Origin of the sequence: Mesorhizobium sp. M1D.F.Ca.ET.231.01.1.1 (assembly GCF_003999155.2) — a bacterium.
Taxonomy (GTDB): domain Bacteria; phylum Pseudomonadota; class Alphaproteobacteria; order Rhizobiales; family Rhizobiaceae; genus Mesorhizobium.
Window position 1 is genome coordinate 425,012 of the sequence record NZ_RZOZ02000005.1, and the last position, 26,245, is coordinate 451,256.

Sequence of the window (26,245 nt, forward strand, 5' to 3'; positions counted from 1 at the left end):
GATGACCCACCGTATTTTCATCCTCGGCGGCACAACGGAAGCCCGGCAACTGGCGGCAAAGCTGGCGCGTCGCGAGGATTTTTCCGTAACGCTGTCGCTGGCCGGCCGCACCGAAAGTCCGGTCGCGCAAGGCGTGCCCGTTCGCACCGGCGGCTTCGGCGGCGCGGAAGGATTGGAGACCTACCTCCGCCAAGAACGCATCCATCTGCTGATCGACGCCACGCATCCTTACGCGGCGCGCATCTCGGCCAACGCCGCCGAAGCGGCAAGGCAATCCGGCGTGCCGATCCTTGCGCTGCGGCGTCCCGGCTGGGAGCCTGTCGCGGGTGATCGCTGGACGATGGTCGACAATGTCCCGCAAGCGGCGAGGGCCCTCGGCACGCCACCGCGTCGCGTTTTCCTCGCGATCGGCCGGCAGGAGACAGGTGCTTTCGAAGTCGCCCCGCAGCACCGTTATCTGATCCGCAGTGTCGATCCGGTCGAGCCGAGGCTTGCGGTGCCCGATGCGCTCTACTTGTTGGCGCGCGGACCATTCCCCGAAGCTGACGAACGGGTGCTGCTCGAAAAATACGGCATCGATGCCGTCGTCTCGAAGGACAGCGGCGGCGAGGCGACCTATGGCAAGATAGCAGCGGCGCGGTCGCTCGGCATCGAGGTGATCATGGTTCGCCGGCCGCCGCTGCCGGACGTTCCCTCGGCTGAAACCGTCGATCAGCTGGCGGCTAGAGTCGATCATCTTTTCGAGCCCGTTGCCGATCGCGGCGTGTAGACCAGCGCGGGCCGCTCGCCGCGCTTGATGATCCGGGTCTCGGGCGAGCCGATGATGATGCAGGTCGCCATGTCGGCTTTTTCCGCATCGGCATCCGCTAGAAGGTAGACCTCGATCCGCTCGTCCGGCCGGCCGGCGGCACGGCCGAAGATCACCGGCGTGGTGCCGGGCAGGATCGCCTTGAGGCATTCGAAGGCGCGGGCGAGCTGCCACGGGCGGGCGTTGCTGATTGGGTTGTAGAGCGCGATGACGAAGCCGGCGCCGGCAGCCGCCAGCAACCGCAGCTCGATCAGCTCCCACGGCTTCAGATTGTCGGAGAGCGAGATGGCGCAAAAGTCATGACCGAGCGGCGCGCCGATGCGGGCGGCGACCGCGAGCATGGCCGTCACGCCTGGAACGACCGAAATATCGATGGCGCGCCATTCGGCCGGACCGGCTTCGATCGCCTCGCAGACGGCCGCCGCCATGGCGAAAACGCCGGGATCGCCCCCGGACACGACCGCGACGTTATGGCCCTCGGCTGCCTTGGCCAGCGCCTCGTTCGAGCGGGCAAGCTCCTCGCGGTTGTCGGAGGCGATGCGGGTCTGATCGTCCCTCAGCTCGAGCCGGTCGAGATAGGGCTTATAACCATAGAAGAAGAAAGCCTCGGCCACGGCGCGGCTCGCCTGCGGCGTGACCTGATCGGCATTGCCGGGGCCGAGACCAATGACGGTGAGGCGGCCGCTCATGGCTTTGCTCCGGAGGCTCCGGGACGGGCCGACCAGCCGGCGACCAGCACGATGGCGAAATAGGGCGCCTTGTCGTCCTGCTTTTCGGCGAGCCGCATCGAGACGCTGCCCGGCATGGTGCCGCGCTCGACATAGACCGCCTTGGCCAGCTTGCCGGTCGCTTCCAGCGCGCGGCGGATCTTCGGCAGGTTGCGGCCGACCTTCATGATGACCGCGGCATCGGTGTCGGCCAGCCGCCGCGTCAGTTCGAACTCGCTCATCGTGCCGGGCAGCACGGTGAGCACGTCGTCGCCCTGGACGATCGGCAGGCCGGTCGCCGACCAGCAGCCGGACATGGCGCTGATGCCGGGAATGACCTCGGTCGGGAAACGGTGCGCGAGGCGCACATGCAGGTGCATGTAGGAGCCGTAGAACAGCGGGTCGCCTTCCGACAGCACCGCCACCATCCTGCCGGCGCTGAGGTGCTCGGCAACCTGCTCGGCCGACCGTTCGTAGAAATCGGCGATCTGCGAGCGGTAGTCGTCGTGGTCCTTGTCGATCTCGGTCGTCACCGGATAGAGCAGCGGCAGCTCGATCATGTCCGGCCGGAAGCGGGCCTCGACGATGGCGCGCGCGTTGCTGTTGTTGCCGCGCTTGGCAAAATAGGCGATGACGTCGGCCTCGGCCAGCGCGCGCGCCGCCTTCAGCGTCAACAGTTCCGGATCGCCGGGACCGGTGCCGACTCCGACAAGACGGCCTTTTACAATCGCGTTCACAGCCCGGGCCTCGCCAATGAATTGAGCGCGGCCGCCGTCATGGCGCTGCCGCCCAGCCTGCCGCGCACGATGGCGTAGGGCACGCCGTAGGAATTCTCGGCCAGCGCATCCTTGGATTCGGCAGCACCCACGAAGCCGACCGGCATGCCGATAATCGCCGCCGGCTTCGGCGCGCCGTCGCGCAATTTTTCGAGCAGATAGAAGAGCGCGGTCGGCGCGTTGCCGATAGCGACGACCGAGCCGGCCATGCGTTCGCCCCAGAGGTCGATCGCAGCGGCGGAACGCGTGTTCCCGATTTCCTTGGCGATTTCGGCGGTGCGCGGATCGCGCAGCGTGCAGATCACTTCATTGCCGGCCGCCAGGCGCGCGCGGGTGACGCCATGAGCGACCATTTCGGCATCGCAGAAGATCGGCGCGCCGGCGGCAAGGGCCGAGCGCGCCGTTAAGACGAAATCGCTGGAGAAGACAAAATGGCTGGCGGCTTCGACCTGGCCGCAGGCATGGATCATGCGGATCGCGACATCGGCCTCGGCCTCGGAGAAGCGCGACAGGTCCGCCTCGGCGCGGATGATGGCGAAAGAGCGCTCGTAGATCGCCATCCCGTCATGGATATAGTCGTAGGCGGCCATTCACTGGTTCCGTCGATAGAGTTCGGCGATGCCGGCCGCGCCAAGCCTTGTGAGGCAAGCGGCCGCGGTTTCGCCCTGAAGTCTTTGCGCGCGCACCGCGGCAAGGATGCAGCCGATGCCGCGTGCGGCGTCATAGCCCGGCCTGTATCCGGCAGGAAGGGCCTTTGCCGTCCCGTCCACGACAAGTCCGGCTCCGTTTTCGTCGCCGACCAGGGTCAGCATGGAGGGACGTGGATGTGCGCAGCCCTTGGCGCAGCCGGAAATGTGCAGGGTGAGCGAGGGGTCGAGTAGACCAGCGCTTTCCTTTGCGATCGTCTCGGCGATGGCGCGGGTGGCGATGCGGCCGGAAGCGCAGGCAGGTGTGCCGGGGCAGGCGGCGATGCGGGTGCGTGGGTCGGCGGAGGAGGTGACGAAGCCGAGAGTAGTGGCGGAAGCTTGCAGAGAGGCGCAGGCGGCCGGACTGAGGCCGAGGAACAGCAGGGCGCGGCCGGGGGCGAGACGGATTTCGGTGGTGCCGAGCTGCAGGGCTTGCCCCACGAGTTCGATGAGAGGCTGCGCCGGCATGCTGCCGAAGGGTAGGCCGATGCCGAGGGCGTTGCTTTTGCTTAGGGCGACGAGGCTAATCGGCGAGCGAGGGTGCTCTACGGCGCCCCCCTCTGTCCTGCCGGACATCTCCCCCACTAGGGGGGAGATTGACCCGTCGCCGGCGGTTTCGCCAATCGCAGACGTCGAAACATGCAGGTTGGCTCGAGAAGGGGAGCCAGCGGCGAGGCTGCTAATCTCCCCCCTTGTGGGGGAGATGTCCGGCAGGACAGAGGGGGGCGCGAAGGAACGCCAGCTTGCGAGAGAGGCTAACTGTCTCGCTGTTAAATCCCTGGCATGGGCCCCGCGGCCCTTCTCTGCGACCATCCTGAGCGTTGCCACGGTAATGTCTCGCGCGGCATCCGCATCGACCGTTGCGAGAAGCTTTGCAGTTCGGCCATCGCCGGCAACCGATACGCTCCAACGAACATCCTCGCCGGCCCGCACCGCCTCCAACCGCACATCCGCCGTCAACGTATCCATCGTCAACTGTCCGCGGCCATCGACGACCACCGACACTTTCGGTCCGAGCCTCGCCGTCAGCCCGGCCTCCTCAATCGCCGCCCTGATCCGCTCAGCCAGCGGGCGCGGATCGGCAACCTCCCGCGGATCGATGCCGGCCAGCGGTCCGGTTTCGACCGGCACGCCGCTCCGCACCGCTATACCCAGCGCATCCACCTCGCGCGCCAGCAGCCGAGCGCTTTCTGCAGTCAGGCCGCGGATCTGCAGGCTGCCGCGCGCGGTTACTTCCATGATGCCGTTGCCATGGCGCAAGGCCGATTCACCGAGTCCGATCAGCGACTTCGGCGCAAGTCCTCCTGCGATCGGATTGAGCCGCACCAGCAGCCCGTCGCCGGTTTGCATCGGGGCGCTCAAGGCAGGGCAGGCACCGCGCCGCGAGAAGGCATTCATGCCGCCACTCCGCTTGCCTGGGCTTCGGCGATCAAGGCGGCGAGGTCGTCGTCGATCGAATTGCGAAGCGGATGCCAGAGGCCGCGACGCCGCGCGGAGAGAAAGCGCTCGGCGATGACCTTGGCGGCGGCCGGGTTCTCGCGCAGCAGGAAGGCGCGGACGTCTGCGTCGCCAACATAGGCGTCATGCACGGCTTCGATCAGCGCGCCCGAAATGGCATGCGTGGTCTCGGCGAAGCCGACGAGGCGGTCGACCGTTTCGGCGAATTCCGAGGCGCCGCGCGGGCCGTGGCGCATCTGGCCGGCGATGAAGCGCGGGTTGACCGCGCGGGCACGCACGACGCGGGCCACCGCTTCGCCGACAGAACGCGGCTTCGGCTTCTTCGGATCGGTCGTGTCGAGCACGATGAGGTCGGCATTCCGGCCGAGCGCGGCAAGAGCCGCCGAAAACCCGCCGATGAAGGCGACATCGGCCGAGCCTTCGAGGATGTCGCGGCCCGGGTCATCGCCGGTGTGGACGAGCAGGTCGGCCTCGGCGATGCGGCCCTCGAAGGCACCGGGCGCGGAGACCGCTTCGCCGTCGGCGCCGCCATAGGCGTGCGAGGTGGCATCGAGATAGGCGCGGCCGATCTCCTCGCGCACGCCCCATTCGCCGCGCGACAGCAGATCCTCGACGCCGGCGCCGTAGGTGCCGGGCGAGGTGCCGAAAATGCGGGGGCCGACCTTGCCCTGGATGCGGGTCGCGGCGGCGAGGGGATTTTCTGTTTCGTCCTCGTCGCGGCTGGCAACCGCATTGGCGGCTGCATCAATCAAAGCGATCTGGGTCGGGAACATGTCGCGGAACAGGCCGGAGATCCGCCAGGTGACGTCGACGCGCGGGCGGCCAAGCGCGGCCGGCGGCAGCACCTCGATGCCGGTGACGCGACCCGTCGCGGCATCCCATTGCGGCCGGCAGCCCATCAGTGCCAACCCTTGCGCAATCTCCTCTCCGCCGGTGCGCAAGGAGGCTGAACCCCAGAGGTCGATGACCAGCGAGCGCGGCCAGTCGCCATGGCTTTGCATATAGCTGCGCACGACTTCTTCCGCCGCCGCCTGGCCGAGATCACAGGCGGTCGGCGTCGGCATGGTGCGGGGGTCGGAGGTGAAGAGGTTGCGGCCGGTGGGCAGCACGTCGGAACGGCCGCGCGCCGGCGCGCCGGCTGGGCCTGCCTTGACGTGGCGACCGTCGAGTGCCGCCAGCAGTGCAGCCCTTTCCGCTTCGGCGCTTTGCCGGCGCGACGGATCGACCTCGCCATCGGGCGAGCGGCCATAGATATGCAGTCCGTCCTTGACGGCGAAATCCTTGAGGTCGCAAAGCCAGGCGTCGATGCGGCGCAGCGCCTCGTCCGGCGCATCGGTGCCGGCAACGCCGGCCTCGGCCGCCAAGCCGGACTTCTGCGCGGTCTCGACAATGAGTCTCGCCAGCCGGTCGCGGCGGCGGCGGTCCAGGCCGTCGGCCTGGGCGTATTCGTCGACAAGCCGTTCCAGCTTCTGTTGGTTCTCATCAAGGCCGGCGCCGGTCAATGGCGGCGGCAGATGGCCGAGCGTGACGGCCGAGATGCGGCGCTTGGCCTGCGCGGCTTCGCCGGGGTTGGAGACGATGAAAGGATAGATGACCGGCAGCGAGCCGGTGACGATCTCGGGGAAGCAGTTGTCCGAAAGGGCCACCGTCTTGCCCGGCAGCCATTCGAGCGTGCCGTGGGCACCGACATGGACGATGGCGTGGACGCCGAGCGATTTTTGCAGCCAAAGGCCGAAGGCGATCAGTTCGTGGCGCGGGGGAAGGATGGGGTCGTGGTAGTCGGCGCGGCGGTCGGCGGAGCGGCCGCGATCGGGGGCGAGCACCACGGTGACGTTGCCGAAGGTCGCGGCGCGGAAGGGGAAGCGCTTTTCGTGGGCTGCTGGCGAAAGTTGGCGTTCTGTCGCGCCCACCTCGCGCAAGTGTATCCCTTCTGTCTCTCCCCATGCCGCCTCCAGCGTATCGCGCGCTGTTGCAGGCAGTTCGGCCGAAAAGGCTAGGTAGTCCTCCAAAGAAAGGCTGTGTCCACACACCTCCAACGCATCCAGCAAGGCGCGCGGCGATTGCGGAATCGCCTCAACCGCATAGCCCTGTTCCTTCAGGTCATGCAGCATGGCGAGCACGCTCGACGGCACGTCGAGACCGACAGCGTAACCAGTCCGCCCTGGCGCGCTCGGATAGTCCGGGATCAGGATCGCCAGCCTGCGGTTGGCTCGCTCGGTCCGCTGCAGGCGGATGAAGCCCGCGATGCGCTTGGCGACCTGCGCCACGCGATCCGCCTCTGGGCGATTGGCGAAGGCGCGGAAGGCGAGCGCCGGATCGGTCTCGACCTCGCCCTTGAAGGAGATCGCGCCGGCGAGGATGCGGCCGTCGAGCTCGGGCAACACGACGTGCATGGCAAGGTCGGCCGGCGCCAGGCCGCGCTGGTTCTTCTCCCAGACGTCGCGCCGCGTCGTGGCGACGATGACCTGGAACACCGGTACGCCGGCGCGGTCGAACAGCGTTTGCGCGCCCGGCTCGGCGCCGGAGGCGAAGGCGGTGGCGGTGACGATGGCGGCGGGGTTTAAGGATGCGAGGGCGGTTTCGACGAAGGCCAGGGATGCCGGGTCCTTGAGGCTGGAGACGAAGATCGGCACTGGGGTGAGACCTTGCGCCCACAAGGCGTCGACGAGTGCGTCGATTGGCGCCACGTCGGCCGCCAGCAGCATTGAACGGTAGAAGAGGATGGGAATGATGGGGGAGCCGATATCGCCAGCGCTGAACGAAGCTGGCTTTGCGACAACTCCTCGTCCCGGTTGGTAATATCCCGCCTTCGGCACGCCCACCGGCTCGGCCAACTCGGCCTCAGATCCCGCCAGCCGCGCCAGTCTCCTCACCAGCGCCGCCATATTGGCCGGGCCGCCTTCGCGGAAATAGCCGAGCAGGGCGTCGAGCTCGGCGCGCGGCAATGTCGAGCCTTCGATCAGGCGCGGGTCCTCGTCATGGCTTTCGCCCGGCAGCAGCGCCAGCTTGATGCCGCGTTCGCGCGCGACCGCTGCCAGCTGGTCGCAGCCATAGCGCCACCAGTCGTAACCGCCGAGGATGCGGACCAGGACGACCTTGGCATGGTGGGCGACGCTGTCGATCCAGAGGTCGACCGACATCGGATGGCGCAGATCGCGAAGTGCCGCGAGCCGCATCGACGGCAAGCGGTCAGCGTCCGCCTTCCAGGCGGCTGCCAGTCCGGCAAGATCGCTGTCGGTGAAGGACAGCGCCACGACATCCGCAGGCGTCTGCCTGAGGTCGATAGGCTCGGCGAGATCGTCGAGCGAAGCGGATGTCGTGGTGAGGATATGCATTGCTTCGTGTTGGGCTTTTCGTGTTGGCCTCAGCCGGCGAGGATACGCTCGATCGCCGGGCGGTTCAGCCCCTTGAGGCCGATGACAACGAGGCGCGAGCGGCGGTCGTCCTCGGCCGTCCAGGCGCGGTCGTAATAGTGGTTGACGCGCGGGCCGACGGCCTGCAGCAGCAGCCGCATCGGCTTGCCGCCGACCTCGACGAAGCCTTTGACGCGCAGCACGTTTTCCTGCTCGGCGGCAAGGGCGACGCGCTTGGCCAACTCGTCCGGATGCGAGATCGACGGGATATCGATGACGAAGGAGTCAAAATCGTCGTGCTCGTGGTCGAGCTCGTCGTCGTGGTGGGTCTTGCGGTTCTCGATGTCCTCCTCGACGGCGAGGCCGAGGCCGAGCAGCACCGACGGGTCGACCTTGCCCTGCGCCGTCGGCACGACCTTGACGGCGCGCGCCACATGTTCACCGATGACGGCATTGGCACGCTCCGATCCCGCCGCGTCCATCAAATCGCTCTTCGACAGGATGATCAGGTCGGCGCAAGCGATCTGATCCTCGAACACTTCTTCCACCGGATCGTCATGGTCGAGGGAATCGTCTGCGGCGCGCTGCGCCTGAAGGGCATCCATGTCGGACGCGACGCGGCCATCGGCCAGCGCCGGACCGTCGACCACGGCAATGACGCCGTCGACCGTCACGCGGCTCTTCACGCTCGGCCATTGGAAGGCCTGGACGAGCGGCTTCGGCAGCGCGAGGCCCGAGGTTTCGATCAGGATGTGATCGACCTTCGGCGTGCGCGACAGGATCTGGTCGAGCGCCGGCACGAAATCGTCGGCGACGGTACAGCAGATGCAGCCATTGGCGAGCTCGACGATGTTCTCCTCAGGGCAGGTGTCGACGCCGCAGGCTTTCAGGATCTCACCGTCGATGCCGACATCGCCGAACTCGTTGACGATGATCGCCAGCCGCTTGCCCTTGGCGTTTTCAATGAGGTTGCGGATCAGCGTCGTCTTGCCGGCGCCGAGGAAGCCGGTGACGACGGTGCAGGGCACGCGGGAAACGGAGGCGTTCATGGTCAGTCCTTCAGGAGGTCGAGGGGAGGGATGCGGGCGACGAGGCCGCGCTTGAGGGAGTCTGGCCGGCCGCGCCAGGGGATGAGGCCGTCGGTCGATGTGGCGAAGAGTTTTGCGCCGGCGACCAGGTCGGCGCCGCTGGTCGTCTCGAGGTCGCCGAAGACGTAGCTCCAGCAGCCGTCGCGCAGAAGGGCCGCGCTCAGGCGGCGCTTGCAATTGCCGAGGCATTCGACCGTGCGAATACGGATGTTCTCGTCCGCTGCGGCGCGGCGCGTGTCCTCGGCCAGCAGCGCACCGGCGCGCGGATGCGCGTCCGAACAAGTCTCGTCGCGGCAGGAGGAGCAGACGATGACGGTCACGCCGGCGAGCGTGTCGCCGGGCTCGGACGGAACGTCCACGATATTAGCCGGAAAACTGCCGTTGCGATCCAAAACCAGGCTCCTTGCCCGGAAAACCCGCCGGGCGATCGGATTCTTAAAGTCTCAGACGGCAGGTCTCCTGGCTCGCGGGTCATCGCCTTGACGCCGCCTTCCCGGGAACTTCCCAGTGGCTTTCGGCTGAGGCTCGTCGCTCACAGTTGCGGGGACAGCCGCGGATTTGGAATTTTTCAACCCCGCACCGCATTCCCTCTTGGCTCCTCCCTTTGCCGGGAGAAGACCGTCTGCCGCGGATTTAGGCTTAGAGCTACGCGGCTGTCAACGCGCGGCTACGACACCTGGATGTCGGCCAGCGCCGGGCCGAGATCGCCAGCTGGCGTCACTTCGATGGCTTCCAGGCCGAGCCATGCCTGCATCTGCTTCAATTCATCGAAGAGCTGGGCGGCCGTCTCCGGCGGCGCGCCGGCCTCGGCATAGGCCGCATGGACGCGCAGCACGCTGGCCGGACGGTCGGCTCGGAGATCGACACGGGCGACGATGCGGTCGCCGAGCAGGAACGGCAGCACGTAGTAGCCGTACTGGCGCTTCTCGGGCGGCGTGTAGATCTCGATGCGGTAGCGGAAGTCGAAGAGCTTTTCCGTCCGCGTGCGCTCGAAAACGACGGGGTCGAACGGCGCCAGCAAGGCACGGGCCTCGATCCGGCGCGGAATGCGCGCGTCCTTGTGGAGGTAAACGGTCTTGTCCCAGCCCTCGACCCCTACCGGCAGCAGTTCGCCCGCCTCGACCAGTTCCGCGATGCGGTCTTTCGTATCGCCCGGCGCCAGGCGGAAATAGTCGCGCAGGTCGCCATAGGTGGCGATGCCGTGGGCGCGGGCAGAAATGCGCAGCAATTCGCGATGCGCGTCCTCGATCGACGGCACCGGCAGGTCGAGCACGCCCTGCGGCAGCACGCGTTCCGGCAGGTCGTAATAACGTTCGAAGCCGCGCCGGTAGGCGGTGGTGATGCGTCCTGCCCAGAACAGCCATTCGAAGGCGTGCTTGGCCTCGCTCCAGCCCCACCAGCCGCCATTGCCCTTATGGCCCTCGATATCGGATGCGGCGATCGGCCCGCGCTCGGCGACTTGCCCGTAAATCTCGTCGATCATCTCCTTGCGCTCGCGGCCCCATTTGGCGAGGCCGAGATACATTTCCTCGCCGCGTTCGGCGCGCTGCATGCGCCAGCGCATCAGCGGGTAGGTCTCGACCGGCAGGAAGGAGGCCTCATGCGCCCAATATTCAAAGACAGCGCGCCTGCGGGTGAGGGCGGCATTGTCGAGCAGCGAAAGCGGGTAGGGGCCGAGGCGCGAATAGAGCGGCATGTAGTGGGCGCGCACGACCGCGCTGACGGAATCGATCTGCAGCAGCCCGGTGCGGGAGAGCACGCGGGCGAGGTGCCTTCGGTTGGGCTCGCCGCCCGGGCGAGGGTCAAGGAAGCCCTGCGCGCCAAGCGCGATGCGCCTGGCCGTGCGAAGAGAGATTTTGTCCTTCATCAAGGTCACTTTGCCTCGATCCGTTTACCTGACGTCCAGCCGACGATTCCAGCCATGCTAGCAGGCAAATGGCGGGAGATATGTCAGGAGAGAAAAGTGGAGTAAAAAGCGAAGGAAATCAAACAGGAGCGGATCGGACCAGTTTCTTCCGATATGGCGTCCAGGGCCGGATTTTGAACAAGGTTTGACTTGCTTCGCCGAAACCGCTGCGCTAACCCTCGCCGCGTCGCAGCATAGGGCTCCTAAAACGGTTCAGCGGGTTAAACTGTCACGCTTCCGCATTAGAGTCCGTTGCTGTAATCAAAGTGAACTGGCCCGCCAAAGGAAAGTCGCCGCATGGCCGCACTCCTGAGTTCGTACCTGCCCATCGTCCTCTTCATCGCCGTGGCGATGGTCGTCGGCCTGGCGCTGATCATCGCGCCGTTCCTGGTGGCCTACCGCAATCCCGACCCGGAAAAGCTTTCCGCCTATGAATGCGGGTTCAACTCGTTCGACGACGCCCGCATGAAGTTCGACATCCGCTTCTACCTGGTGTCGATCCTGTTCATCATCTTCGATCTCGAGGTCGCCTTCCTGTTCCCGTGGGCGGTCTCCTTCTCCAAGCTCGGCATGCTCGGCTTCTGGTCGATGATGGTGTTCCTGGCGGTGCTGACCATCGGCTTTGCCTATGAATGGAAAAAAGGAGCGCTGGAATGGGATTGAACGACAGTTCAGGCACCCTCGTCGCGCCGAAGCCCAAGGGTATCATCGACCCCAACACCGGTAGGCCGGTGGGGGAGGACGATCCCTTCTTCCTCGAAATCAACAATGAGTTGGCCGACAAGGGTTTCCTTGTCACCTCGACCGAAGCGCTGATCACCTGGGCGCGCAGCGGCTCGCTGATGTTCATGACCTTCGGCCTCGCCTGCTGCGCGGTCGAGATGATACACACGTCGATGCCGCGCTACGACTCGGAGCGGTTCGGCGTCGCGCCGCGCGCGTCTCCGCGCCAGTCCGACATCATGATCGTCGCCGGCACGCTGACCAACAAGATGGCGCCGGCGCTGCGCAAGGTCTACGACCAGATGCCGGAGCCGCGCTACGTCATCTCGATGGGCTCCTGCGCCAATGGCGGCGGTTACTACCACTATTCCTATTCGGTGGTGCGCGGCTGCGACCGCATCGTGCCGGTCGACATCTATGTGCCCGGCTGCCCGCCGAGCGCGGAAGCGCTGCTCTACGGCATTCTCCTTCTGCAGAAGAAGATCCGCCGCACCGGCACGATCGAACGGTGAGCCGATGACCCAGGCGTTGAACGAACTCTCCACCTATCTCGGCGAGAAGCTGTCCGGCCGCATTGGCGAAGCCGTGCTTGCCTATGGCGAGCTGAGCGTTTCCGTCGAGCCGGGCAACCTGATCGAAGTAGCGACCTTCCTGCGCGACGACCCGCGCTGCCAGTTCATCTCGATCATCGACGTCTGCGGCGCCGACTATCCGTCGCGGGCCAGGCGCTTCGACGTGGTCTACCACTTGCTGTCGCCGAAGCAGAACGTCCGCATCCGGCTCAAGGTGCAGGCCGACGAGGAGACGCTGGTTCCCTCGCTGACCGCCGTCTATCCCGGCGCCGACTGGTTCGAGCGCGAGACCTACGACCTTTATGGCGTGCTGTTCTCCGATCATCCGGATCTGCGCCGCATCCTCACCGACTACGGCTTTGACGGCCATCCGCTGCGCAAGGATTTCCCGCTGACCGGCTTCGTCGAGGTGCGCTACGACGACGAAGCGAAGCGCGTGATCTACGAGCCGGTCGAGCTCAAGCAGGAATTCCGGAACTTCGACTTTTTGAGCCCATGGGAAGGGACGGAATACGTCCTGCCGGGGGATGAGAAGGCGAAACAGTGAATGGTGAATAGTGAATGGTGAATGGACGAGACGCCGGAAAAGATACGCGACTATCGCGATCTCATCGTCTGGCAGGAGGCGATGGATATCGCCGAGTCCATTTATGCTTTAACGCGCGGATTTCCGCGCGAGGAACTGTTTGGATTGGCGGCTCAGATGCGGCGATGTGCAGCTTCTATACCGGCGAACATTGCGGAAGGGTTCGGCCGCGCTCAGCGGCGACCGTTCATTCAATTCCTTCGTATCGCGCAAGGCTCTTTGAAGGAATTGGAAACACACACAATGCTCTGTGGGCGCGTAGGACTGTTGTCCAAGGAGCAGGCCGCAAGTTTGGAACCAAGTTATACCAGGCTGGGCAAAAGGCTAGTTTCGTTCGTTCGGTCGCTCGAGGGAGAGCGCGAATGACCATTCACCATTCACCACTCACCATTCACCACTCGCCAAGGGCGACCCATGGCTGAAACCTCCGTCCGCAATTTTAACATTAACTTTGGACCTCAACATCCTGCAGCGCACGGTGTTTTGAGGTTGGTTCTTGAACTCGACGGCGAGGTCGTGGACCGCGTCGATCCGCATATCGGGCTCTTGCATCGCGGCACCGAGAAGCTGATTGAGGCCAAGACCTATCTGCAGGCCGTGCCTTATCTCGACCGGCTCGACTATTGCGCGCCGATGAACCAGGAGCATGCCTTCGCTTTGGCCGCCGAGCGGCTGCTCGGCATCGAGGTGCCGAAGCGCGGCCAGCTGATCCGCGTGCTCTATTCCGAGATGGGCCGCATCATGTCGCACATCCTCAATGTGACGACGCAGGCGATGGACGTCGGCGCGCTGACGCCGCCGCTGTGGGGCTTCGTCGAGCGCGAAAAGCTGATGGTGTTCTACGAGCGCGCCTCCGGCTCGCGCATGCATGCGGCCTATTTCCGGCCCGGCGGCGTGCACCAGGATCTGCCGCAGAAGCTGATCGAGGACATCGGCAAGTGGATCGACCCGTTCCTGAAGTCGATCGACGATCTCGACGCGCTGCTCACGCCCAACCGCATCTTCAAGCAGCGCAATGTCGATATCGGCACGGTGTCGCTGGCCGACGCCTGGGCCTGGGGCTTTTCGGGCGTGATGGTGCGCGGCTCGGGCGCCGCCTGGGACCTGCGCAAGGCGCAGCCCTATGAATGCTATTCCGAGATGGATTTCGACATCCCGATCGGCAAGAACGGCGACTGCTACGACCGTTATCTCGTACGCATGGAAGAGATGCGCCAGTCGGCGAAGATCATGCGTCAGTGCGTCGACCTGCTGCTCGGCAAGGAAAGCGCCGGCCCGGTGTCGAACCTCGACGGCAAGGTGGTGCCGCCGAAGCGCCAGGCGATGAAGCGCTCGATGGAGGCGCTGATCCATCACTTCAAGCTCTACACCGAGGGCTATCGCGTGCCGGCCGGCGAGGTCTATGCGGCGGTCGAGGCGCCCAAGGGCGAATTCGGCGTCTACCTCGTCTCCGACGGCACCAACAAGCCTTATCGCTGCAAGCTGCGCGCGCCAGGCTTCGCGCATCTGCAGGCCATGGATTTCCTGTGTCGCGGCCACATGCTGGCCGACGTCACCGCCGTGCTTGGCTCCCTCGACATCGTGTTTGGTGAGGTCGATCGCTAAATGTCAGTCCGCCGTCTCGCAGATGCCAGCGTCCAGCCAGCCTCCTTCGCCTTCAACAAGGCGAATGCGGCGGCGGCCCAGCAGTGGATCGCCAAATATCCGAAGGGTCGCGAGCAGTCGGCCATCATCCCGCTGCTGATGATCGCACAGGAGCAGGAAGGCTGGGTCACCAAGGCGGCGATCGAGACGATCTCCGACATGCTCGGCATGCCGCGCATCCGCGGCCTCGAGGTCGCGACCTTCTACACGCAATACCAGCTCAATCCGGTCGGCACCCGCGCCCATATCCAAGTCTGCGGCACCACGCCCTGCATGCTGCGCGGCTCGGAAGCGCTGATGGATGTCTGCCGCTCGAAGATCCACCACGACCAGTTCCACACCAATGAAAAAGGCACGCTGTCATGGGAGGAGGTCGAATGCCTCGGCGCCTGCGTCAACGCGCCGATGGTGATGATCTTCAAGGACACTTTTGAGGACCTGACACCGGAGCGCCTGGCCGAGATCATCGATCTCTACGAGGCCGGCAAGGGCGCCACGGTGAAGCCCGGCCCGCAGAACGGCCGCACCGGCTCGGAGCCGGCGACGGGGCTGACGACGCTGAAGAGCGAGAAGGCGATCCTGAAATCCACCCGCGAGAAGGAAGCCAAGGCAGCCGCGAAGGCAGCCAAGCAAGCCGCTGCGGCAGCGCCGGCTGCTGCATCGGCCGCCGTCGTCTCGCAGGCGCCTGCCGCGCCCTCGGCTCCGGTCGGGCCATCGAAGTCCGGCAAGCCGAAAACCGACGCACCCGAAACCAGCCCGGCGCTGACGACGCCGTCGCCGGTCAAGGTTTCGCCGGCCACCGAGAAGGCGGCCAGCGTCAGGGCGCCGCGTCACTCCGCCGCCAACGCCAACCAGGCTTCTCCGGAAGTCGAAGGGGTTTCGAAGTCGCGCAGCGGGCCGATAACCAAGGCCGAGCCGGCCTCCGCCTTCAAGTCGCCCGAAACCAAGCAGCCAGCCACCAAGACGGCCAAGCCGTCGCTCGAGGACAAGAACCGTCCGGCCGGCATCGAGCGTCCGGCGACGGTCGACGATCTGAAGCTGATCTCCGGCGTCGGCCCGAAGATCGAAGGCACCTTGCATTCGCTCGGCATCTACACTTTCGCCCAGGTTGCCGCGTGGAAGAAGGCGGAGCGCGAATGGGTCGACGGCTATCTCAATTTCCGCGGCCGCATCGAACGCGACGACTGGGTGAAGCAGGCCAAGGCGCTCGCCAAGGGCGGCGTCGCCGAATACATCCGCGTCTTCGGCAAGAAGCCGGTCTGAGGGACGAGAAATGCTTCAGGACAAAGACCGCATCTTCACCAACATCTACGGCCTGTTCGACAAGTCGCTGGCCGGAGCGCAGGCGCGGGGCATCTGGGACGATACGCCGGGCCTGATTGCCAAGGGGCGCGACTGGATCGTCAACGAGATGAAGGCGAGCGGCCTGCGCGGCCGCGGCGGCGCCGGCTTCCCGACCGGGCTCAAATGGTCGTTCATGCCCAAGCAGAGCGACGGGCGCCCCAGCTACCTGGTCATCAATGCCGACGAATCCGAGCCCGGCACCTGCAAGGACCGCGACATCCTGCGCAACGACCCGCACACGCTGGTCGAGGGCGCGCTGGTCGCCGGCTTCGCCATGGGCGCGATCGCCGCCTACATCTATGTGCGCGGCGAGTTCATCCGCGAGCGCGAGGCGCTGCAGCGCGCGATCGACGAGGCCTATGCGGCGAAGCTGATCGGCAAGAACAACACGTCCGGCTACGACTTCGACGTCTACATGCACCATGGCGCCGGGGCCTATATATGCGGCGAGGAGACGGCGCTGCTCGAAAGCCTCGAAGGCAAGAAGGGCCAGCCGCGGCTGAAGCCGCCGTTCCCGGCCAATGTCGGCCTCTACGGCTGCCCGACGACGGTCAACAACGTCGAATCTATCGCCGTTGCGCCGACCATCCTGCGCCGGGGCGCTGCCTGGTTCTCGTCCTTCGGCCGGCCGAACAATGCCGGCACCAAGCTGTTCTGCGTCTCCGGCCACGTCAACAATCCGTGCACCTTCGAAGAGGCGATGTCGATCCCGTTCCGCGAGCTGATCGAGACCCATTGCGGCGGCATCCGCGGCGGCTGGGACAATCTGCTGGCGGTCATTCCGGGCGGCGCCTCGGTGCCGCTGGTGCCGGCCGAGCAGATCATCGACGCGCCGATGGATTTCGACGCGCTGCGCGACCTGAAGTCCGGCCTCGGCACGGCGGCTGTCATCGTCATGGACAAGTCGACCGATATCGTGAAGGCGATCGCCAGGCTCTCCTACTTCTACAAGCATGAGAGCTGCGGCCAGTGCACGCCGTGCCGCGAAGGCACCGGCTGGATGTGGCGGGTGATGGAGCGCCTGGTGCGCGGCGAGGCGCAGAAGCGCGAAATCGACATGCTGCTAGATGTGACCAAGCAGGTCGAGGGCCACACGATCTGCGCGCTGGGCGACGCGGCGGCCTGGCCGATCCAAGGCCTGATGCGGCACTTCCGCGGCGAGGTCGAACGCCGCATCGATGAGTTTTCGCGCAACGCGCATCGGGTCGAGCCGGTGATGGTGGCGGCGGAATAATATTTGAGAAGACGGGCAATTGCCCGGGATGGAACAGCAGGGGCGGGCGTACGAAGAAACGACCAGGAGATGTCTATGGCGACATATTCGATAGCCTACCCGCTGATGCCCTATTTGGACGAACTCGAGAAGATGAACCAGGACCTGACCAAGATGATGCCGAGGGAGATGGCCAGCGCCGTCAACCTCATGGCGCATCCCGTCGCGGGCGCGGCGGCGATGTCGGCGCTCGGCATGGGTCTTGCCAATCACGCGCTTGGTGTCTGGATGGGCGCGCTCTCGGGCGCCATCGAAGCCTCGCAGCGCATGTTCCAGCCGTTTCTTGACGATCTCGAGGCGCGGACCGAAGCCGCAAGCAATTCGTCCAAGGCGCGCAAGGCGGCCGAGACGATTATCGCAGAGGCGCAGACCTTCGCCAGGGATGTCACCGACATCGCGGCGAACGCCACCGAGAAGGCGCTCGACGCCACAGGCGCCGACACGGTTGCCGGGACGGCAACGACTGGGCTGATGCCGGAGGATTTCAGGCAGCCCAAGGCGATCGACAGGCCGGCGACGCCTTCGGACCTGAAGGCGATCTCGGGCATCGGGCCGAAGCTGGAGAAAGTGCTGAACGGACTCGGCATCTGGACCTATGGCCAGATCGCCGCCTGGACGTCGCAAGAGATCGCCTGGGTCGAGGATTACCTGTCGCTCGCCGGCCGCATCGGCCGCGACGACTGGGCCGCCCAAGCGGCGGCGCTGGCCGCGAAATAGTGAGATGAAATGCCGGGTGCGGCGCCAGTCGCGCCCGGAAAGAGAGATTGCGGGAAATCCGCGAGGGTTTGAGGCGAATGGCAAAGCTTAAGGTCGACGGGAAAGAGATCACGGTACCCGACCATTACACGCTGCTGCAGGCGGCCGAGGACGCCGGCGCGGAAGTGCCGCGCTTCTGCTTCCACGAGCGGCTGTCCATCGCCGGCAACTGCCGCATGTGCCTGATCGAGGTGAAGGGCGGCCCGCCCAAGCCGCAGGCTTCCTGCGCCATGGGCGTGCGCGACCTGCGACCGGGCCCGAACGGCGAGCCGCCGGAGATCTTCACCAACACGCCGATGGTCAAGAAGGCCCGTGAAGGCGTGATGGAGTTCCTGCTGATCAACCATCCGCTCGATTGCCCGATCTGCGACCAGGGCGGCGAGTGCGACCTGCAGGACCAGGCGATGGCCTTCGGCGTCGATTCCTCGCGCTATCACGAGAACAAGCGCGCGGTCGAAGACAAGTATATCGGCCCGCTGGTGAAGACGGTGATGAACCGCTGCATCCATTGCACGCGCTGCGTCCGCTTCACCACCGAGGTTGCCGGTATTTCCGAGCTCGGCCTGATCGGCCGCGGCGAAGACGCCGAGATCACAACCTATCTCGAACAGGCGATGACCTCGGAGCTGCAGGGCAATGTCATCGACCTTTGCCCGGTCGGCGCGCTGACCTCCAAGCCGTTCGCCTTCCAGGCAAGGCCGTGGGAGCTGACCAAGACGGAATCGATCGACGTCATGGATGCCGTCGGCTCGGCGATCCGCGTCGATTCGAGAGGCCGCGAAGTGATGCGCATCCTGCCGCGCGTCAATGAAGCGGTGAACGAGGAGTGGATCTCCGACAAGACCCGCTTCATCTGGGACGGCCTGCGCACGCAGCGCCTCGATCGCCCCTATGTGCGCAAGAACGGCAAGCTCGTTCCGGCCAGCTGGGCGGAAGCCTTCGCCGCGATCAAGGACGAGGTGGGCAAGACCGCGCCCGAGCGTATCGGCGCCATTGCCGGCGACCTCGCCGCGGTCGAGGAAATCTACGCGCTCAAGCTTCTGATGGCAGCGCTCGGCTCGAAGAACATCGACTGCCGCCAGGATGGCGCCGCGCTCGATCCGTCGCTCGGGCGCGCCAGCTACATCTTCAATCCGACCATCGAAGGCATCGAGCAGGCCGACGCGGTGCTGATCATCGGCGCCAATCCGCGCTTCGAGGCCTCGGTGCTCAACGCCCGCATCCGCAAGCGCTGGCGCGTCGGCAACCTGCCGGTCGGCGTCATCGGCGAGATCGGCGACACGCGTTATGACTATGAGCTCATCGGCGCCGGTCCGGAATCGCTGAAGGATCTGGCTGAGGGCAACGGCAAATTCTTCGAGGTGCTGAAGAAGGCGACGCATCCGCTGATCATCGTCGGCCAGGGCGCGCTGGCGCGCGCCGACGGGGCGGCGGTGCTCGGCCAGGCGGCCAGGCTCGCGGCAGCGGTCGATGCCGTGACGGCCGACTGGAACGGCTTTGCGGTGCTCCACAATGCCGCAGCGAGAGTCGGCGGCCTCGATGTCGGCTTCGTGCCGGGCGAGGGCGGCAAGAATGTCGCCGGCATGCTTGGCGAGACGGATCTCCTGTTCCTGCTCGGCGCCGACGAGATCGACATGGCCAGGACCGGCGGCGCCTTCGTCGTCTATATCGGCACGCATGGCGATGCCGGCGCGCACCGCGCCAACGTCATCCTGCCTGCCGCGGCCTACACCGAAAAGTCCGGTACCTATGTCAACACCGAGGGTCGCGTGCAGCAGACCAACCGCGCCGGGTTCGCGCCAGGCGAGGCGCGTGAGGACTGGGCGATCCTGCGGGCGCTTTCGGATGTGCTCGGCAAGAAGCTGCCGTTCGACAGCCTGGCGCAGCTGCGCGCCAAGCTCTATGGCGAATATCCGCATCTCGCCCGCATCGACCAGGTCCTGGCCGGCAGCGCGGACGATGTCGCCAGGGCGGCGAAGCTCGGCGGGCGGCTGAACAAGGGCGCCTTCACCTCGCCGGTGAAGGACTTCTATCTGACCAACCCGATCGCGCGGGCCTCGGCCGTGATGGCTGAATGCTCGGCGCTGGCCAAAAGCGGCTTCAAGCAGGCGGCGGAATAAGCATGGACACCTTCTTCTCCTTCTACGTGCTGCCGGCGCTGCTGATCCTTCTGAAGTCGGTCGTGCTGATCGTCGTGCTGCTGATCGGCGTTGCTTACCTGCTCTATGCCGACCGCAAGATCTGGGCAGCCGTGCAACTGCGCCGCGGCCCGAACGTCGTCGGCCCCTGGGGCACGCTGCAGGCTTTCGCCGACCTTTTGAAATTCGTCTTCAAGGAGCCGGTGATCCCGTCCGGCGCCAACAAGGGCGTCTTCCTGCTGGCGCCGCTGGTGTCGGCGGTGCTGGCGATTTCGGCCTGGGCCGTCATTCCGGTGAATGAGGGCTGGGCCATCGCCAACATCAATGTCGGCATCCTCTATGTCTTCGCCATCTCCTCGCTCGAGGTCTATGGCGTGATCATGGGCGGCTGGGCATCGAACTCGAAATATCCGTTCCTCGGCGCATTGCGCTCGGCCGCGCAGATGGTGTCCTACGAAGTCTCGATTGGCTTCGTCATCGTCACGGTGCTGCTTTGCGTCGGCTCGCTCAACCTCTCCGACATAGTCACGTCGCAGCAGGACGGCCTGGGCACCAAGCTCGGCCTGCCCAACACCTTCCTCGACTGGCATTGGCTGTCCCTGCTGCCAATGTTCGTGGTGTTCTTCATCTCGGCGCTGGCGGAGACGAACCGTCCGCCATTCGACCTGGTCGAAGCGGAGTCCGAACTCGTCGCCGGCCACATGGTCGAGTATTCCTCGACGCCATTCCTGCTGTTCTTCCTGGGCGAATATGTCGCCGTCGTGCTGATGTGCGCTTTAGCCACCATCCTGTTCCTCGGCGGCTGGCTGCCGCCGTTCGACTTCGCGCCCTTCACCTGGGTGCCCGGGGTGATCTGGTTCGTGCTCAAGATCTGCCTGATGTTCTTCATGTTCTCGATGGTGAAGGCCTTCGTGCCGCGCTACCGCTACGACCAGCTGATGCGGCTGGGCTGGAAGGTCTTCCTGCCGATCTCGCTGTTCATGGTCGTCGCCACCGCGGCCTTCCTCAAGATCACGGGGTTTGCGTGATGGGCGATTTGACAGTTTTGGCGCTAGGCGGCGCCTTTGGGGTTGTGGTGGGGTGGCTTGCGTCACGCACTTTTTCCCCATTGGCCCGATACCAGAATAGGCAAACTAATTTGTTTGGCGTTCCCCTTTCTGTTGGGGAAAAGCAAATGCACGAGCATTTCCACAAGGGCTATTTTGTAGCGTTACCGCTCATATTGGGCGTCATGTTCGCGGTCATTGCATTGGCAATGTTTGGGGGTGGCGAATGGGTGCGCTAACTCAAGCCGCAAAGGCGCTGCTGCTGAAGGATTTCGTCAGCGCCTTCTTCCTGTCGATGCGCCAGTTCGTGGCGCCGAAGGAGACGATCAACTATCCGCACGAGAAGGGGCCGATCAGCCCGCGCTTCCGTGGCGAGCATGCGCTGCGCCGCTACCCCAATGGCGAAGAGCGCTGCATCGCCTGCAAGCTCTGCGAAGCGATCTGCCCGGCGCAGGCGATCACCATCGAGGCCGGCCCGCGCCGCAACGACGGCACGCGCCGCACCGTGCGCTACGACATCGACATGGTGAAATGCATCTATTGCGGCTTCTGCCAGGAAGCCTGCCCGGTCGACGCCATTGTCGAGGGGCCGAATTTCGAATTCGCGACCGAGACGCGCGAGGAGCTTTACTACAACAAGGAAAAGCTGCTCGCGAATGGCGATCGCTGGGAGCGGGAACTGGCGCGCAACATCGCGCTGGACGCGCCCTATCGCTGACATTTGACGCATGGACGGGGCGAGGGACCTCGTCCAGAGGATGATCCCGAAAAGTTGCAGACTTTTCGGACAAGAGCATCCTCCGGAATGAAAGAGTGTCGCATGTTTCTTTCGATCGGGTCTTTCAACCCGATCGGAACATGCGATAGAAAACGCAACTTTTGCCAGCCGGAGGCGGCGGCGGACATCGAGCAAGGCGCCGAGTGCCGTGTTCGGACAGGAACCCGGGGGAACCCATGCTGAGTGGACTAGAGGCGGCCTTTTTCTACCTCTTCGCCTTTATCGCCGTGGCGTCGGCCTTCATGGTCATTTCGTCGCGCAACCCCGTGCATTCCGTGCTGTTTCTGATCCTCACCTTCTTCAACGCCGCCGGTCTCTTCATGCTGACCGGCGCCGAGTTCCTGGCGATGATCCTGCTCGTCGTCTATGTCGGCGCGGTGATGGTGCTGTTCCTGTTCGTCGTCATGATGCTCGACGTCGACTTCGCCGAAATGAAGCAGGGCGCGTTGCAATACGCGCCGATCGGCGCGCTGGTCGGGCTGATCCTGGCGGCGGAACTGGTCGTCGTGCTCGGCGGCTACAGCTTCGCGCCGCAGCTTGCCCCGACGGTGGCCAAGCAGACGCCGGACCTGGCCACGCGCTCCAACACGGCCGCGCTCGGCGACATCCTCTACACGGACTACCTCTATTACTTCCAGATCGCCGGCCTCGTGCTCCTGGTCGCCATGATCGGCGCCATCGTCTTGACGCTGCGCCACAAGGAAGGCGTCAAGCGGCAGTCTATCGCCGCCCAGGTCGGCCGCACGCCGGCGACGGGCATGGAAATCCGCAAGGTCAAGTCGGGCGAGGGTATCTGAGATGGTCGTCGGCATCGCGCATTACCTGACCGTATCGGCGATCCTGTTCACGCTCGGCGTGTTCGGCATCTTTTTGAACCGCCGCAACATCATCGTCATCCTGATGTCGATCGAATTGATCCTGCTCGCGGTCAACATCAACTTCGTCGCCTTCTCGGCGGCGCTGCATGACCTCGTCGGACAGGTGTTCGCCCTGTTCGTGCTGACGGTCGCCGCCGCCGAGGCCGCGATCGGACTTGCCATTCTTGTCGTCTTCTTCCGCAACCGCGGCTCGATCGCGGTCGAAGACGTGAACCAGATGAAGGGTTGACGGGAACAACCATGTACCAGGCCATCGTCTTCCTTCCGCTGCTCGGCTTCCTGATTGTCGGCCTGTTCGGCAATTCGCTCGGCGCAAAGGCATCCGAATACATCACCTCCGGCTTCCTGGTGATCTCGGGAGTGCTGTCGTGGATCGCCTTCTTCACCGTCGGCTTCGGCCACGGCGAGGTGTTTACCGTGCCGGTCCTGCGCTGGATCCAGGCCGGCGGGCTCGATGCCGCCTGGGCGCTGAGGATCGACACGCTCACGGTCGTGATGCTGGTCGTCGTCAACACCGTGTCGGCGCTGGTCCATATCTATTCGATCGGCTACATGCACCACGATCCGGACCGGCCGCGCTTCTTCGCCTATCTGTCGCTGTTCACCTTCGCGATGTTGATGCTGGTGACGGCGGACAATTTGGTGCAGATGTTCTTCGGCTGGGAAGGCGTCGGCCTCGCCTCCTACCTGCTGATCGGCTTCTGGTACAAGAAGCCGTCGGCGAACGCCGCCGCCATCAAGGCCTTCATAGTCAACCGCGTCGGCGACTTCGGCTTCGCGCTCGGCATCTTCGGCGTCTTCGTGCTCTTCGGCTCGGTCAATCTCGGCACCGTCTTTGCCAACGCCGCGTCCTTCCTTCCGGCCGAAGGCGCGCCGGAGGGCGCCGCCGTACTCACCTTCCTCGGCCATGCGCTCGACAAGCACACGGCGCTGACGGTGGTCTGCCTGCTGCTCTTCATGGGCGCCATGGGCAAGTCGGCGCAGGTGCCGCTGCACACCTGGCTGCCCGACGCCATGGAAGGCCCGACGCCCGTCTCGGCACTGATCCATGCCGCCACCATGGTGACGGCCGGCGTGTTCATGCTGGCGAGGCTTTCGCCGCTGTTCGAGCTGTCGCATTCGGCGCTCACCGTCGTAGTCTTCATCGGCGCCTTCACCGCCTTCTTCGCGGCGACCGTCGGTCTGGTCCAGAACGACATCAAACGCGTCATCGCCTATTCGACCTGCTCACAGCTCGGTTACATGTTCGTGGCGCTCGGCGTCGGCGCCTATGGCGCGGCGATCTTCCACCTGTTCACGCACGCCTTCTTCAAGGCGCTGCTCTTCCTCGGCTCGGGCTCGGTCATCCACGCCGTCTCCGACGAGCAGGACATGCGCAAGATGGGCGGCTTGAGGACGCTTATCCCCAAGACCTACTGGATGATGGTGATCGGCACGCTGGCGCTGACCGGCGTCGGCATCCCGGCGACGGTGATCGGCACCGCCGGCTTCTTCTCCAAGGACGCCATCATCGAAGCATCCTTCGCCAGCCACAATGCGGTCGCGGGCTTCGCCTTCATCCTGCTGGTGATCGCCGCCTGCTTCACCAGCTTCTATTCCTGGCGGCTGATCTTCATGACCTTCCACGGCGAGCCGCGCGCCAGCCACGAGGTCATGCATCACGTGCATGAATCGCCGCCGGTGATGCTGGTGCCGCTCTATGTGCTGGCCGCCGGCGCTTTGTTTGCCGGCATCGCCTTCCACGGCGCTTTCATCGGCGAAGGCTATGGCGAGTTCTGGAAGGCATCGCTGTTCACGCTGCCGGAGAACCACATCCTGCACGAGATCCACGAATTGCCGCTGTGGGTGGAACTGGCGCCGTTCATCGCCATGGTCATCGGCTTCGCGGTTGCCTGGAAGTTCTACATCCGCTCGCCGGAGCTGCCGCGCAGCGTCGCTGCCAACCATCGCCTGCTTTACGGCTTCCTGCTCAACAAGTGGTACTTCGACGAGCTCTACGACTTCCTGTTCGTGCGCCCGGCGAAGCGCCTTGGCCGGTTCCTGTGGAAGACCGGTGACGGCGCCATCATCGACGGGCTCGGCCCCGACGGCATCTCGGCGCGCGTCGTCGACGTCACCAACCGGGTCGTCAAGCTGCAGACCGGTTATCTCTACCACTATGCCTTCGCCATGCTGATCGGCGTGGCCGCTCTCGTCACCTGGATGATGCTCTGATGACCGACTGGCCAATCCTCACGCTGGTCACCTTCCTGCCGCTGGTTGGTGTTCTGCTCATTCTGCCGATCAGCGACGACAGCGAAAACGCGCGCCGCAACATCCGCTCGATCGCCTTCATCACGACGGCGTTCACCTTCGTGGTGTCGCTGTTCATCTGGAAGGGCTTCGACAATTCGCAGGCCGGCTTCCAGTTCGTCGAGAAGCACGCCTGGCTGGATTCAGGTATCTCCTACCATATGGGCGTCGACGGCATCTCGATGCTGTTCGTGATCTTGACCACCTTCCTGATGCCGCTCAGCATTCTCGCCTCATGGGAGGCGATCGAGAAGCGGGTCAAGGCCTATATGATCGCCTTCCTAATCCTCGAGACGCTGATGATCGGCGTGTTCTGCGCGCTCGACATCGTGCTCTTCTATGTGTTCTTCGAGGGCGGCCTGATCCCGATGTTCATCATCATCGGCGTCTGGGGCGGCAAGCGGCGCGTCTATGCATCGTTCAAGTTCTTCCTCTATACGCTCGCCGGCTCGGTGCTGATGCTGCTCGCCATCATGGCGATGTTCTTCCAGTCGGGCACGACCGACATCACGACGCTCCTCACGCACAACTTCCCGGCCAACATGCAGACCTGGCTGTGGCTCGCCTTCTTCGCCTCCTTCGCGGTGAAGATGCCGATGTGGCCGGTGCACACCTGGCTGCCGGACGCGCATGTCGAGGCGCCGACTGCCGGCTCGGTCATCCTGGCCGCCATCCTCCTGAAGATGGGTGGATACGGCTTCCTGCGCTTCTCGCTGCCGATGTTTCCGCTGGCGTCGGAGACGTTCGCGCCGCTGATCTTCACGCTCTCCGTCGTCGCCATCATCTACACCTCGCTGGTGGCGCTGATGCAGGAGGACATGAAGAAGCTGATCGCCTATTCGTCGGTCGCCCATATGGGTTTCGTCACCATGGGCATCTTCGCGATGAACCAGGAAGGCGTGCAGGGCGCGATGTTCCAGATGCTCAGCCACGGCCTTGTTTCCGGCGCGCTGTTCCTGTGCGTCGGCGTCATCTACGACCGCATGCACACGCGCGAGATCGACGCCTATGGCGGCCTGGTCAATAACATGCCGAAATACGCCACCGTGTTCATGATCTTCACCATGGCCAATGTCGGCCTGCCGGGCACCAGCGGCTTCGTCGGCGAGTTCCTGACCATGCTCGGCGTTTTCCGGGTCAACACCTGGGTGGCCTTCTTCGCCGCCACCGGCGTGATCCTGTCGGCCGCTTACGCGCTCTGGCTCTACCGCCGCGTGATCTTCGGCGCACTGACGAAGGAAAGTCTGAAGAACCTGCTCGACCTGTCGCCGCGCGAGAAGGCGATCATCTACCCGCTGGTCGTGCTGGTCATCTTCTTCGGCGTCTACCCGGCGCCGGTGTTCGACGCCACGATGCAGTCGGTCAAGGCGCTCGTCACCAACGTCACCGCATCCATCAATTCCGCGCAGACCGCGGCGGCGAACTGACTGGGG

General features: G+C 64.9%; 25 protein-coding genes and 1 riboswitch. Of the genes, 17 read left to right on the forward strand and 8 right to left on the reverse strand.

Going from position 1 to position 26,245, the window contains the following annotated elements:
* Position 1: 1 nt before the first annotated feature.
* Entirely contained in the window at positions 2-769 is a 768-nt protein-coding gene (locus tag EN874_RS17010; protein WP_127425765.1) for a cobalt-precorrin-6A reductase, read from the forward strand.
* On the opposite strand, the gene EN874_RS17015 is transcribed toward EN874_RS17010, so the two are convergent.
* The 8 genes from EN874_RS17015 to EN874_RS17050 form a co-directional block, all read right to left on the reverse strand.
* Entirely contained in the window at positions 733-1,497 is a 765-nt protein-coding gene (locus tag EN874_RS17015) for a precorrin-3B C(17)-methyltransferase (RefSeq protein ID WP_127425766.1), read from the reverse strand. The two genes, EN874_RS17010 and EN874_RS17015, sit on opposite strands and share 37 nt — an antisense overlap.
* A complete protein-coding gene (locus tag EN874_RS17020; protein WP_127425767.1) occupies positions 1,494-2,252 on the reverse strand; it encodes a precorrin-2 C(20)-methyltransferase in 759 nt (252 codons plus the stop codon). Before EN874_RS17020 ends, EN874_RS17015 begins: the two co-directional genes overlap by 4 nt.
* Positions 2,249-2,881, reverse strand: coding sequence for a precorrin-8X methylmutase (locus EN874_RS17025; RefSeq protein ID WP_127425768.1), 633 nt, complete (start codon positions 2,879-2,881; stop codon positions 2,249-2,251). Before EN874_RS17025 ends, EN874_RS17020 begins: the two co-directional genes overlap by 4 nt.
* Positions 2,882-4,375, reverse strand: coding sequence for a precorrin-3B synthase (gene cobG, locus EN874_RS17030; RefSeq protein ID WP_127425769.1), 1,494 nt, complete (start codon positions 4,373-4,375; stop codon positions 2,882-2,884).
* Complete coding sequence (gene cobN, locus EN874_RS17035; RefSeq protein WP_127425770.1) at positions 4,372-7,770, reverse strand: cobaltochelatase subunit CobN; 3,399 nt, start codon at positions 7,768-7,770, stop codon at positions 4,372-4,374. The genes cobG and cobN overlap by 4 nt, the downstream gene beginning before the upstream one ends.
* A gap of 29 nt (positions 7,771-7,799) precedes the next feature.
* Positions 7,800-8,837 carry a cobalamin biosynthesis protein CobW gene (cobW, locus tag EN874_RS17040; RefSeq protein WP_127425771.1) on the reverse strand — a complete coding sequence of 346 codons (1,038 nt, stop codon included), beginning with the start codon at positions 8,835-8,837 and terminating at the stop codon, positions 7,800-7,802.
* A gap of 2 nt (positions 8,838-8,839) precedes the next feature.
* Positions 8,840-9,235 carry a DUF1636 family protein gene (locus EN874_RS17045; protein WP_245513595.1) on the reverse strand — a complete coding sequence of 132 codons (396 nt, stop codon included), beginning with the start codon at positions 9,233-9,235 and terminating at the stop codon, positions 8,840-8,842.
* Between the two features lie 72 nt (positions 9,236-9,307).
* Positions 9,308-9,514, reverse strand: a riboswitch (cobalamin riboswitch).
* A gap of 29 nt (positions 9,515-9,543) precedes the next feature.
* Complete coding sequence (locus EN874_RS17050) at positions 9,544-10,743, reverse strand: winged helix-turn-helix domain-containing protein (protein ID WP_127425773.1); 1,200 nt, start codon at positions 10,741-10,743, stop codon at positions 9,544-9,546.
* Positions 10,744-11,079: 336 nt separating this feature from the next.
* Here EN874_RS17050 and EN874_RS17055 point away from each other — a divergent pair, with 336 nt between their 5' ends.
* The 16 genes from EN874_RS17055 (at position 11,080) to EN874_RS17130 (ending at position 26,239) form a co-directional block, all read left to right on the forward strand.
* A complete protein-coding gene (locus tag EN874_RS17055; protein WP_126088598.1) occupies positions 11,080-11,445 on the forward strand; it encodes an NADH-quinone oxidoreductase subunit A in 366 nt (121 codons plus the stop codon).
* Entirely contained in the window at positions 11,436-12,017 is a 582-nt protein-coding gene (locus EN874_RS17060) for an NADH-quinone oxidoreductase subunit B (RefSeq protein WP_013531090.1), read from the forward strand. Before EN874_RS17055 ends, EN874_RS17060 begins: the two co-directional genes overlap by 10 nt.
* A gap of 4 nt (positions 12,018-12,021) precedes the next feature.
* The gene (locus EN874_RS17065) at positions 12,022-12,624 is read left to right on the forward strand and encodes an NADH-quinone oxidoreductase subunit C (RefSeq protein WP_127425774.1); all 603 of its coding nucleotides are present in this window, start codon (positions 12,022-12,024) and stop codon (positions 12,622-12,624) included.
* A gap of 21 nt (positions 12,625-12,645) precedes the next feature.
* Positions 12,646-13,029 (forward strand): four helix bundle protein, encoded by a 384-nt coding sequence (locus tag EN874_RS17070; protein WP_127425775.1) that lies wholly within the window; start codon positions 12,646-12,648, stop codon positions 13,027-13,029.
* 48 nt (positions 13,030-13,077) lie between these two features.
* Positions 13,078-14,268, forward strand: coding sequence for an NADH-quinone oxidoreductase subunit D (locus EN874_RS17075; protein WP_127425776.1), 1,191 nt, complete (start codon positions 13,078-13,080; stop codon positions 14,266-14,268).
* Positions 14,269-15,570, forward strand: a complete 1,302-nt coding sequence (locus EN874_RS17080; protein WP_127425777.1) for an NADH-quinone oxidoreductase subunit E — start codon at positions 14,269-14,271, stop codon at positions 15,568-15,570.
* 10 nt (positions 15,571-15,580) lie between these two features.
* A complete protein-coding gene (gene nuoF / locus EN874_RS17085) occupies positions 15,581-16,885 on the forward strand; it encodes an NADH-quinone oxidoreductase subunit NuoF (protein WP_126088602.1) in 1,305 nt (434 codons plus the stop codon).
* 75 nt (positions 16,886-16,960) lie between these two features.
* Entirely contained in the window at positions 16,961-17,641 is a 681-nt protein-coding gene (locus EN874_RS17090) for an NADH-ubiquinone dehydrogenase (protein WP_127425778.1), read from the forward strand.
* Positions 17,642-17,718: 77 nt separating this feature from the next.
* Positions 17,719-19,800 carry an NADH-quinone oxidoreductase subunit NuoG gene (nuoG, locus tag EN874_RS17095; protein WP_127425779.1) on the forward strand — a complete coding sequence of 694 codons (2,082 nt, stop codon included), beginning with the start codon at positions 17,719-17,721 and terminating at the stop codon, positions 19,798-19,800.
* Positions 19,801-19,802: 2 nt separating this feature from the next.
* Complete coding sequence (gene nuoH, locus EN874_RS17100; RefSeq protein WP_127425780.1) at positions 19,803-20,846, forward strand: NADH-quinone oxidoreductase subunit NuoH; 1,044 nt, start codon at positions 19,803-19,805, stop codon at positions 20,844-20,846.
* Positions 20,846-21,103: a hypothetical protein gene (locus EN874_RS17105; protein WP_127425781.1), complete on the forward strand. Its 258-nt coding sequence runs from the start codon at positions 20,846-20,848 to the stop codon at positions 21,101-21,103. The genes nuoH and EN874_RS17105 overlap by 1 nt, the downstream gene beginning before the upstream one ends.
* Positions 21,091-21,582, forward strand: a complete 492-nt coding sequence (nuoI, locus tag EN874_RS17110; RefSeq protein WP_127425782.1) for an NADH-quinone oxidoreductase subunit NuoI — start codon at positions 21,091-21,093, stop codon at positions 21,580-21,582. The genes EN874_RS17105 and nuoI overlap by 13 nt, the downstream gene beginning before the upstream one ends.
* A 236-nt stretch (positions 21,583-21,818) precedes the next feature.
* Positions 21,819-22,439, forward strand: coding sequence for an NADH-quinone oxidoreductase subunit J (locus EN874_RS17115; RefSeq protein WP_127425783.1), 621 nt, complete (start codon positions 21,819-21,821; stop codon positions 22,437-22,439).
* Position 22,440: 1 nt separating this feature from the next.
* A complete protein-coding gene (gene nuoK / locus EN874_RS17120; RefSeq protein WP_066998791.1) occupies positions 22,441-22,749 on the forward strand; it encodes an NADH-quinone oxidoreductase subunit NuoK in 309 nt (102 codons plus the stop codon).
* An 11-nt stretch (positions 22,750-22,760) separates the two neighbouring features.
* Positions 22,761-24,734 carry an NADH-quinone oxidoreductase subunit L gene (gene nuoL, locus EN874_RS17125; RefSeq protein ID WP_127425784.1) on the forward strand — a complete coding sequence of 658 codons (1,974 nt, stop codon included), beginning with the start codon at positions 22,761-22,763 and terminating at the stop codon, positions 24,732-24,734.
* On the forward strand, positions 24,734-26,239 hold the full coding sequence (locus tag EN874_RS17130) for an NADH-quinone oxidoreductase subunit M (RefSeq protein ID WP_127425785.1): 1,506 nt from the start codon (positions 24,734-24,736) through the stop codon (positions 26,237-26,239). The genes nuoL and EN874_RS17130 overlap by 1 nt, the downstream gene beginning before the upstream one ends.
* Positions 26,240-26,245 lie beyond the last annotated feature (6 nt).

Excerpts from the sequence above, each read along its gene's own strand:
- EN874_RS17010 (WP_127425765.1), top strand. The coding sequence starts at position 2 with ATGACCCACCGTATTTTCATCCTCGGCGGCACAACGGAAGCCCGGCAA.
- EN874_RS17015 (WP_127425766.1), bottom strand. The coding sequence starts at position 1,497 with ATGAGCGGCCGCCTCACCGTCATTGGTCTCGGCCCCGGCAATGCCGAT.
- EN874_RS17025 (WP_127425768.1), bottom strand. The coding sequence starts at position 2,881 with ATGGCCGCCTACGACTATATCCATGACGGGATGGCGATCTACGAGCGC.
- cobG (WP_127425769.1), bottom strand. The coding sequence starts at position 4,375 with ATGAATGCCTTCTCGCGGCGCGGTGCCTGCCCTGCCTTGAGCGCCCCG.
- cobN (WP_127425770.1), bottom strand. The coding sequence starts at position 7,770 with ATGCATATCCTCACCACGACATCCGCTTCGCTCGACGATCTCGCCGAG.
- cobW (WP_127425771.1), bottom strand. The coding sequence starts at position 8,837 with ATGAACGCCTCCGTTTCCCGCGTGCCCTGCACCGTCGTCACCGGCTTC.
- EN874_RS17050 (WP_127425773.1), bottom strand. The coding sequence starts at position 10,743 with ATGAAGGACAAAATCTCTCTTCGCACGGCCAGGCGCATCGCGCTTGGC.
- EN874_RS17055 (WP_126088598.1), top strand. The coding sequence starts at position 11,080 with ATGGCCGCACTCCTGAGTTCGTACCTGCCCATCGTCCTCTTCATCGCC.
- EN874_RS17060 (WP_013531090.1), top strand. The coding sequence starts at position 11,436 with ATGGGATTGAACGACAGTTCAGGCACCCTCGTCGCGCCGAAGCCCAAG.
- EN874_RS17065 (WP_127425774.1), top strand. The coding sequence starts at position 12,022 with ATGACCCAGGCGTTGAACGAACTCTCCACCTATCTCGGCGAGAAGCTG.
- EN874_RS17070 (WP_127425775.1), top strand. The coding sequence starts at position 12,646 with ATGGACGAGACGCCGGAAAAGATACGCGACTATCGCGATCTCATCGTC.
- EN874_RS17075 (WP_127425776.1), top strand. The coding sequence starts at position 13,078 with ATGGCTGAAACCTCCGTCCGCAATTTTAACATTAACTTTGGACCTCAA.
- EN874_RS17080 (WP_127425777.1), top strand. The coding sequence starts at position 14,269 with ATGTCAGTCCGCCGTCTCGCAGATGCCAGCGTCCAGCCAGCCTCCTTC.
- nuoF (WP_126088602.1), top strand. The coding sequence starts at position 15,581 with ATGCTTCAGGACAAAGACCGCATCTTCACCAACATCTACGGCCTGTTC.
- EN874_RS17090 (WP_127425778.1), top strand. The coding sequence starts at position 16,961 with ATGGCGACATATTCGATAGCCTACCCGCTGATGCCCTATTTGGACGAA.
- nuoG (WP_127425779.1), top strand. The coding sequence starts at position 17,719 with ATGGCAAAGCTTAAGGTCGACGGGAAAGAGATCACGGTACCCGACCAT.
- nuoH (WP_127425780.1), top strand. The coding sequence starts at position 19,803 with ATGGACACCTTCTTCTCCTTCTACGTGCTGCCGGCGCTGCTGATCCTT.
- EN874_RS17105 (WP_127425781.1), top strand. The coding sequence starts at position 20,846 with ATGGGCGATTTGACAGTTTTGGCGCTAGGCGGCGCCTTTGGGGTTGTG.
- nuoI (WP_127425782.1), top strand. The coding sequence starts at position 21,091 with ATGGGTGCGCTAACTCAAGCCGCAAAGGCGCTGCTGCTGAAGGATTTC.
- EN874_RS17115 (WP_127425783.1), top strand. The coding sequence starts at position 21,819 with ATGCTGAGTGGACTAGAGGCGGCCTTTTTCTACCTCTTCGCCTTTATC.
- nuoK (WP_066998791.1), top strand. The coding sequence starts at position 22,441 with ATGGTCGTCGGCATCGCGCATTACCTGACCGTATCGGCGATCCTGTTC.
- nuoL (WP_127425784.1), top strand. The coding sequence starts at position 22,761 with ATGTACCAGGCCATCGTCTTCCTTCCGCTGCTCGGCTTCCTGATTGTC.
- EN874_RS17130 (WP_127425785.1), top strand. The coding sequence starts at position 24,734 with ATGACCGACTGGCCAATCCTCACGCTGGTCACCTTCCTGCCGCTGGTT.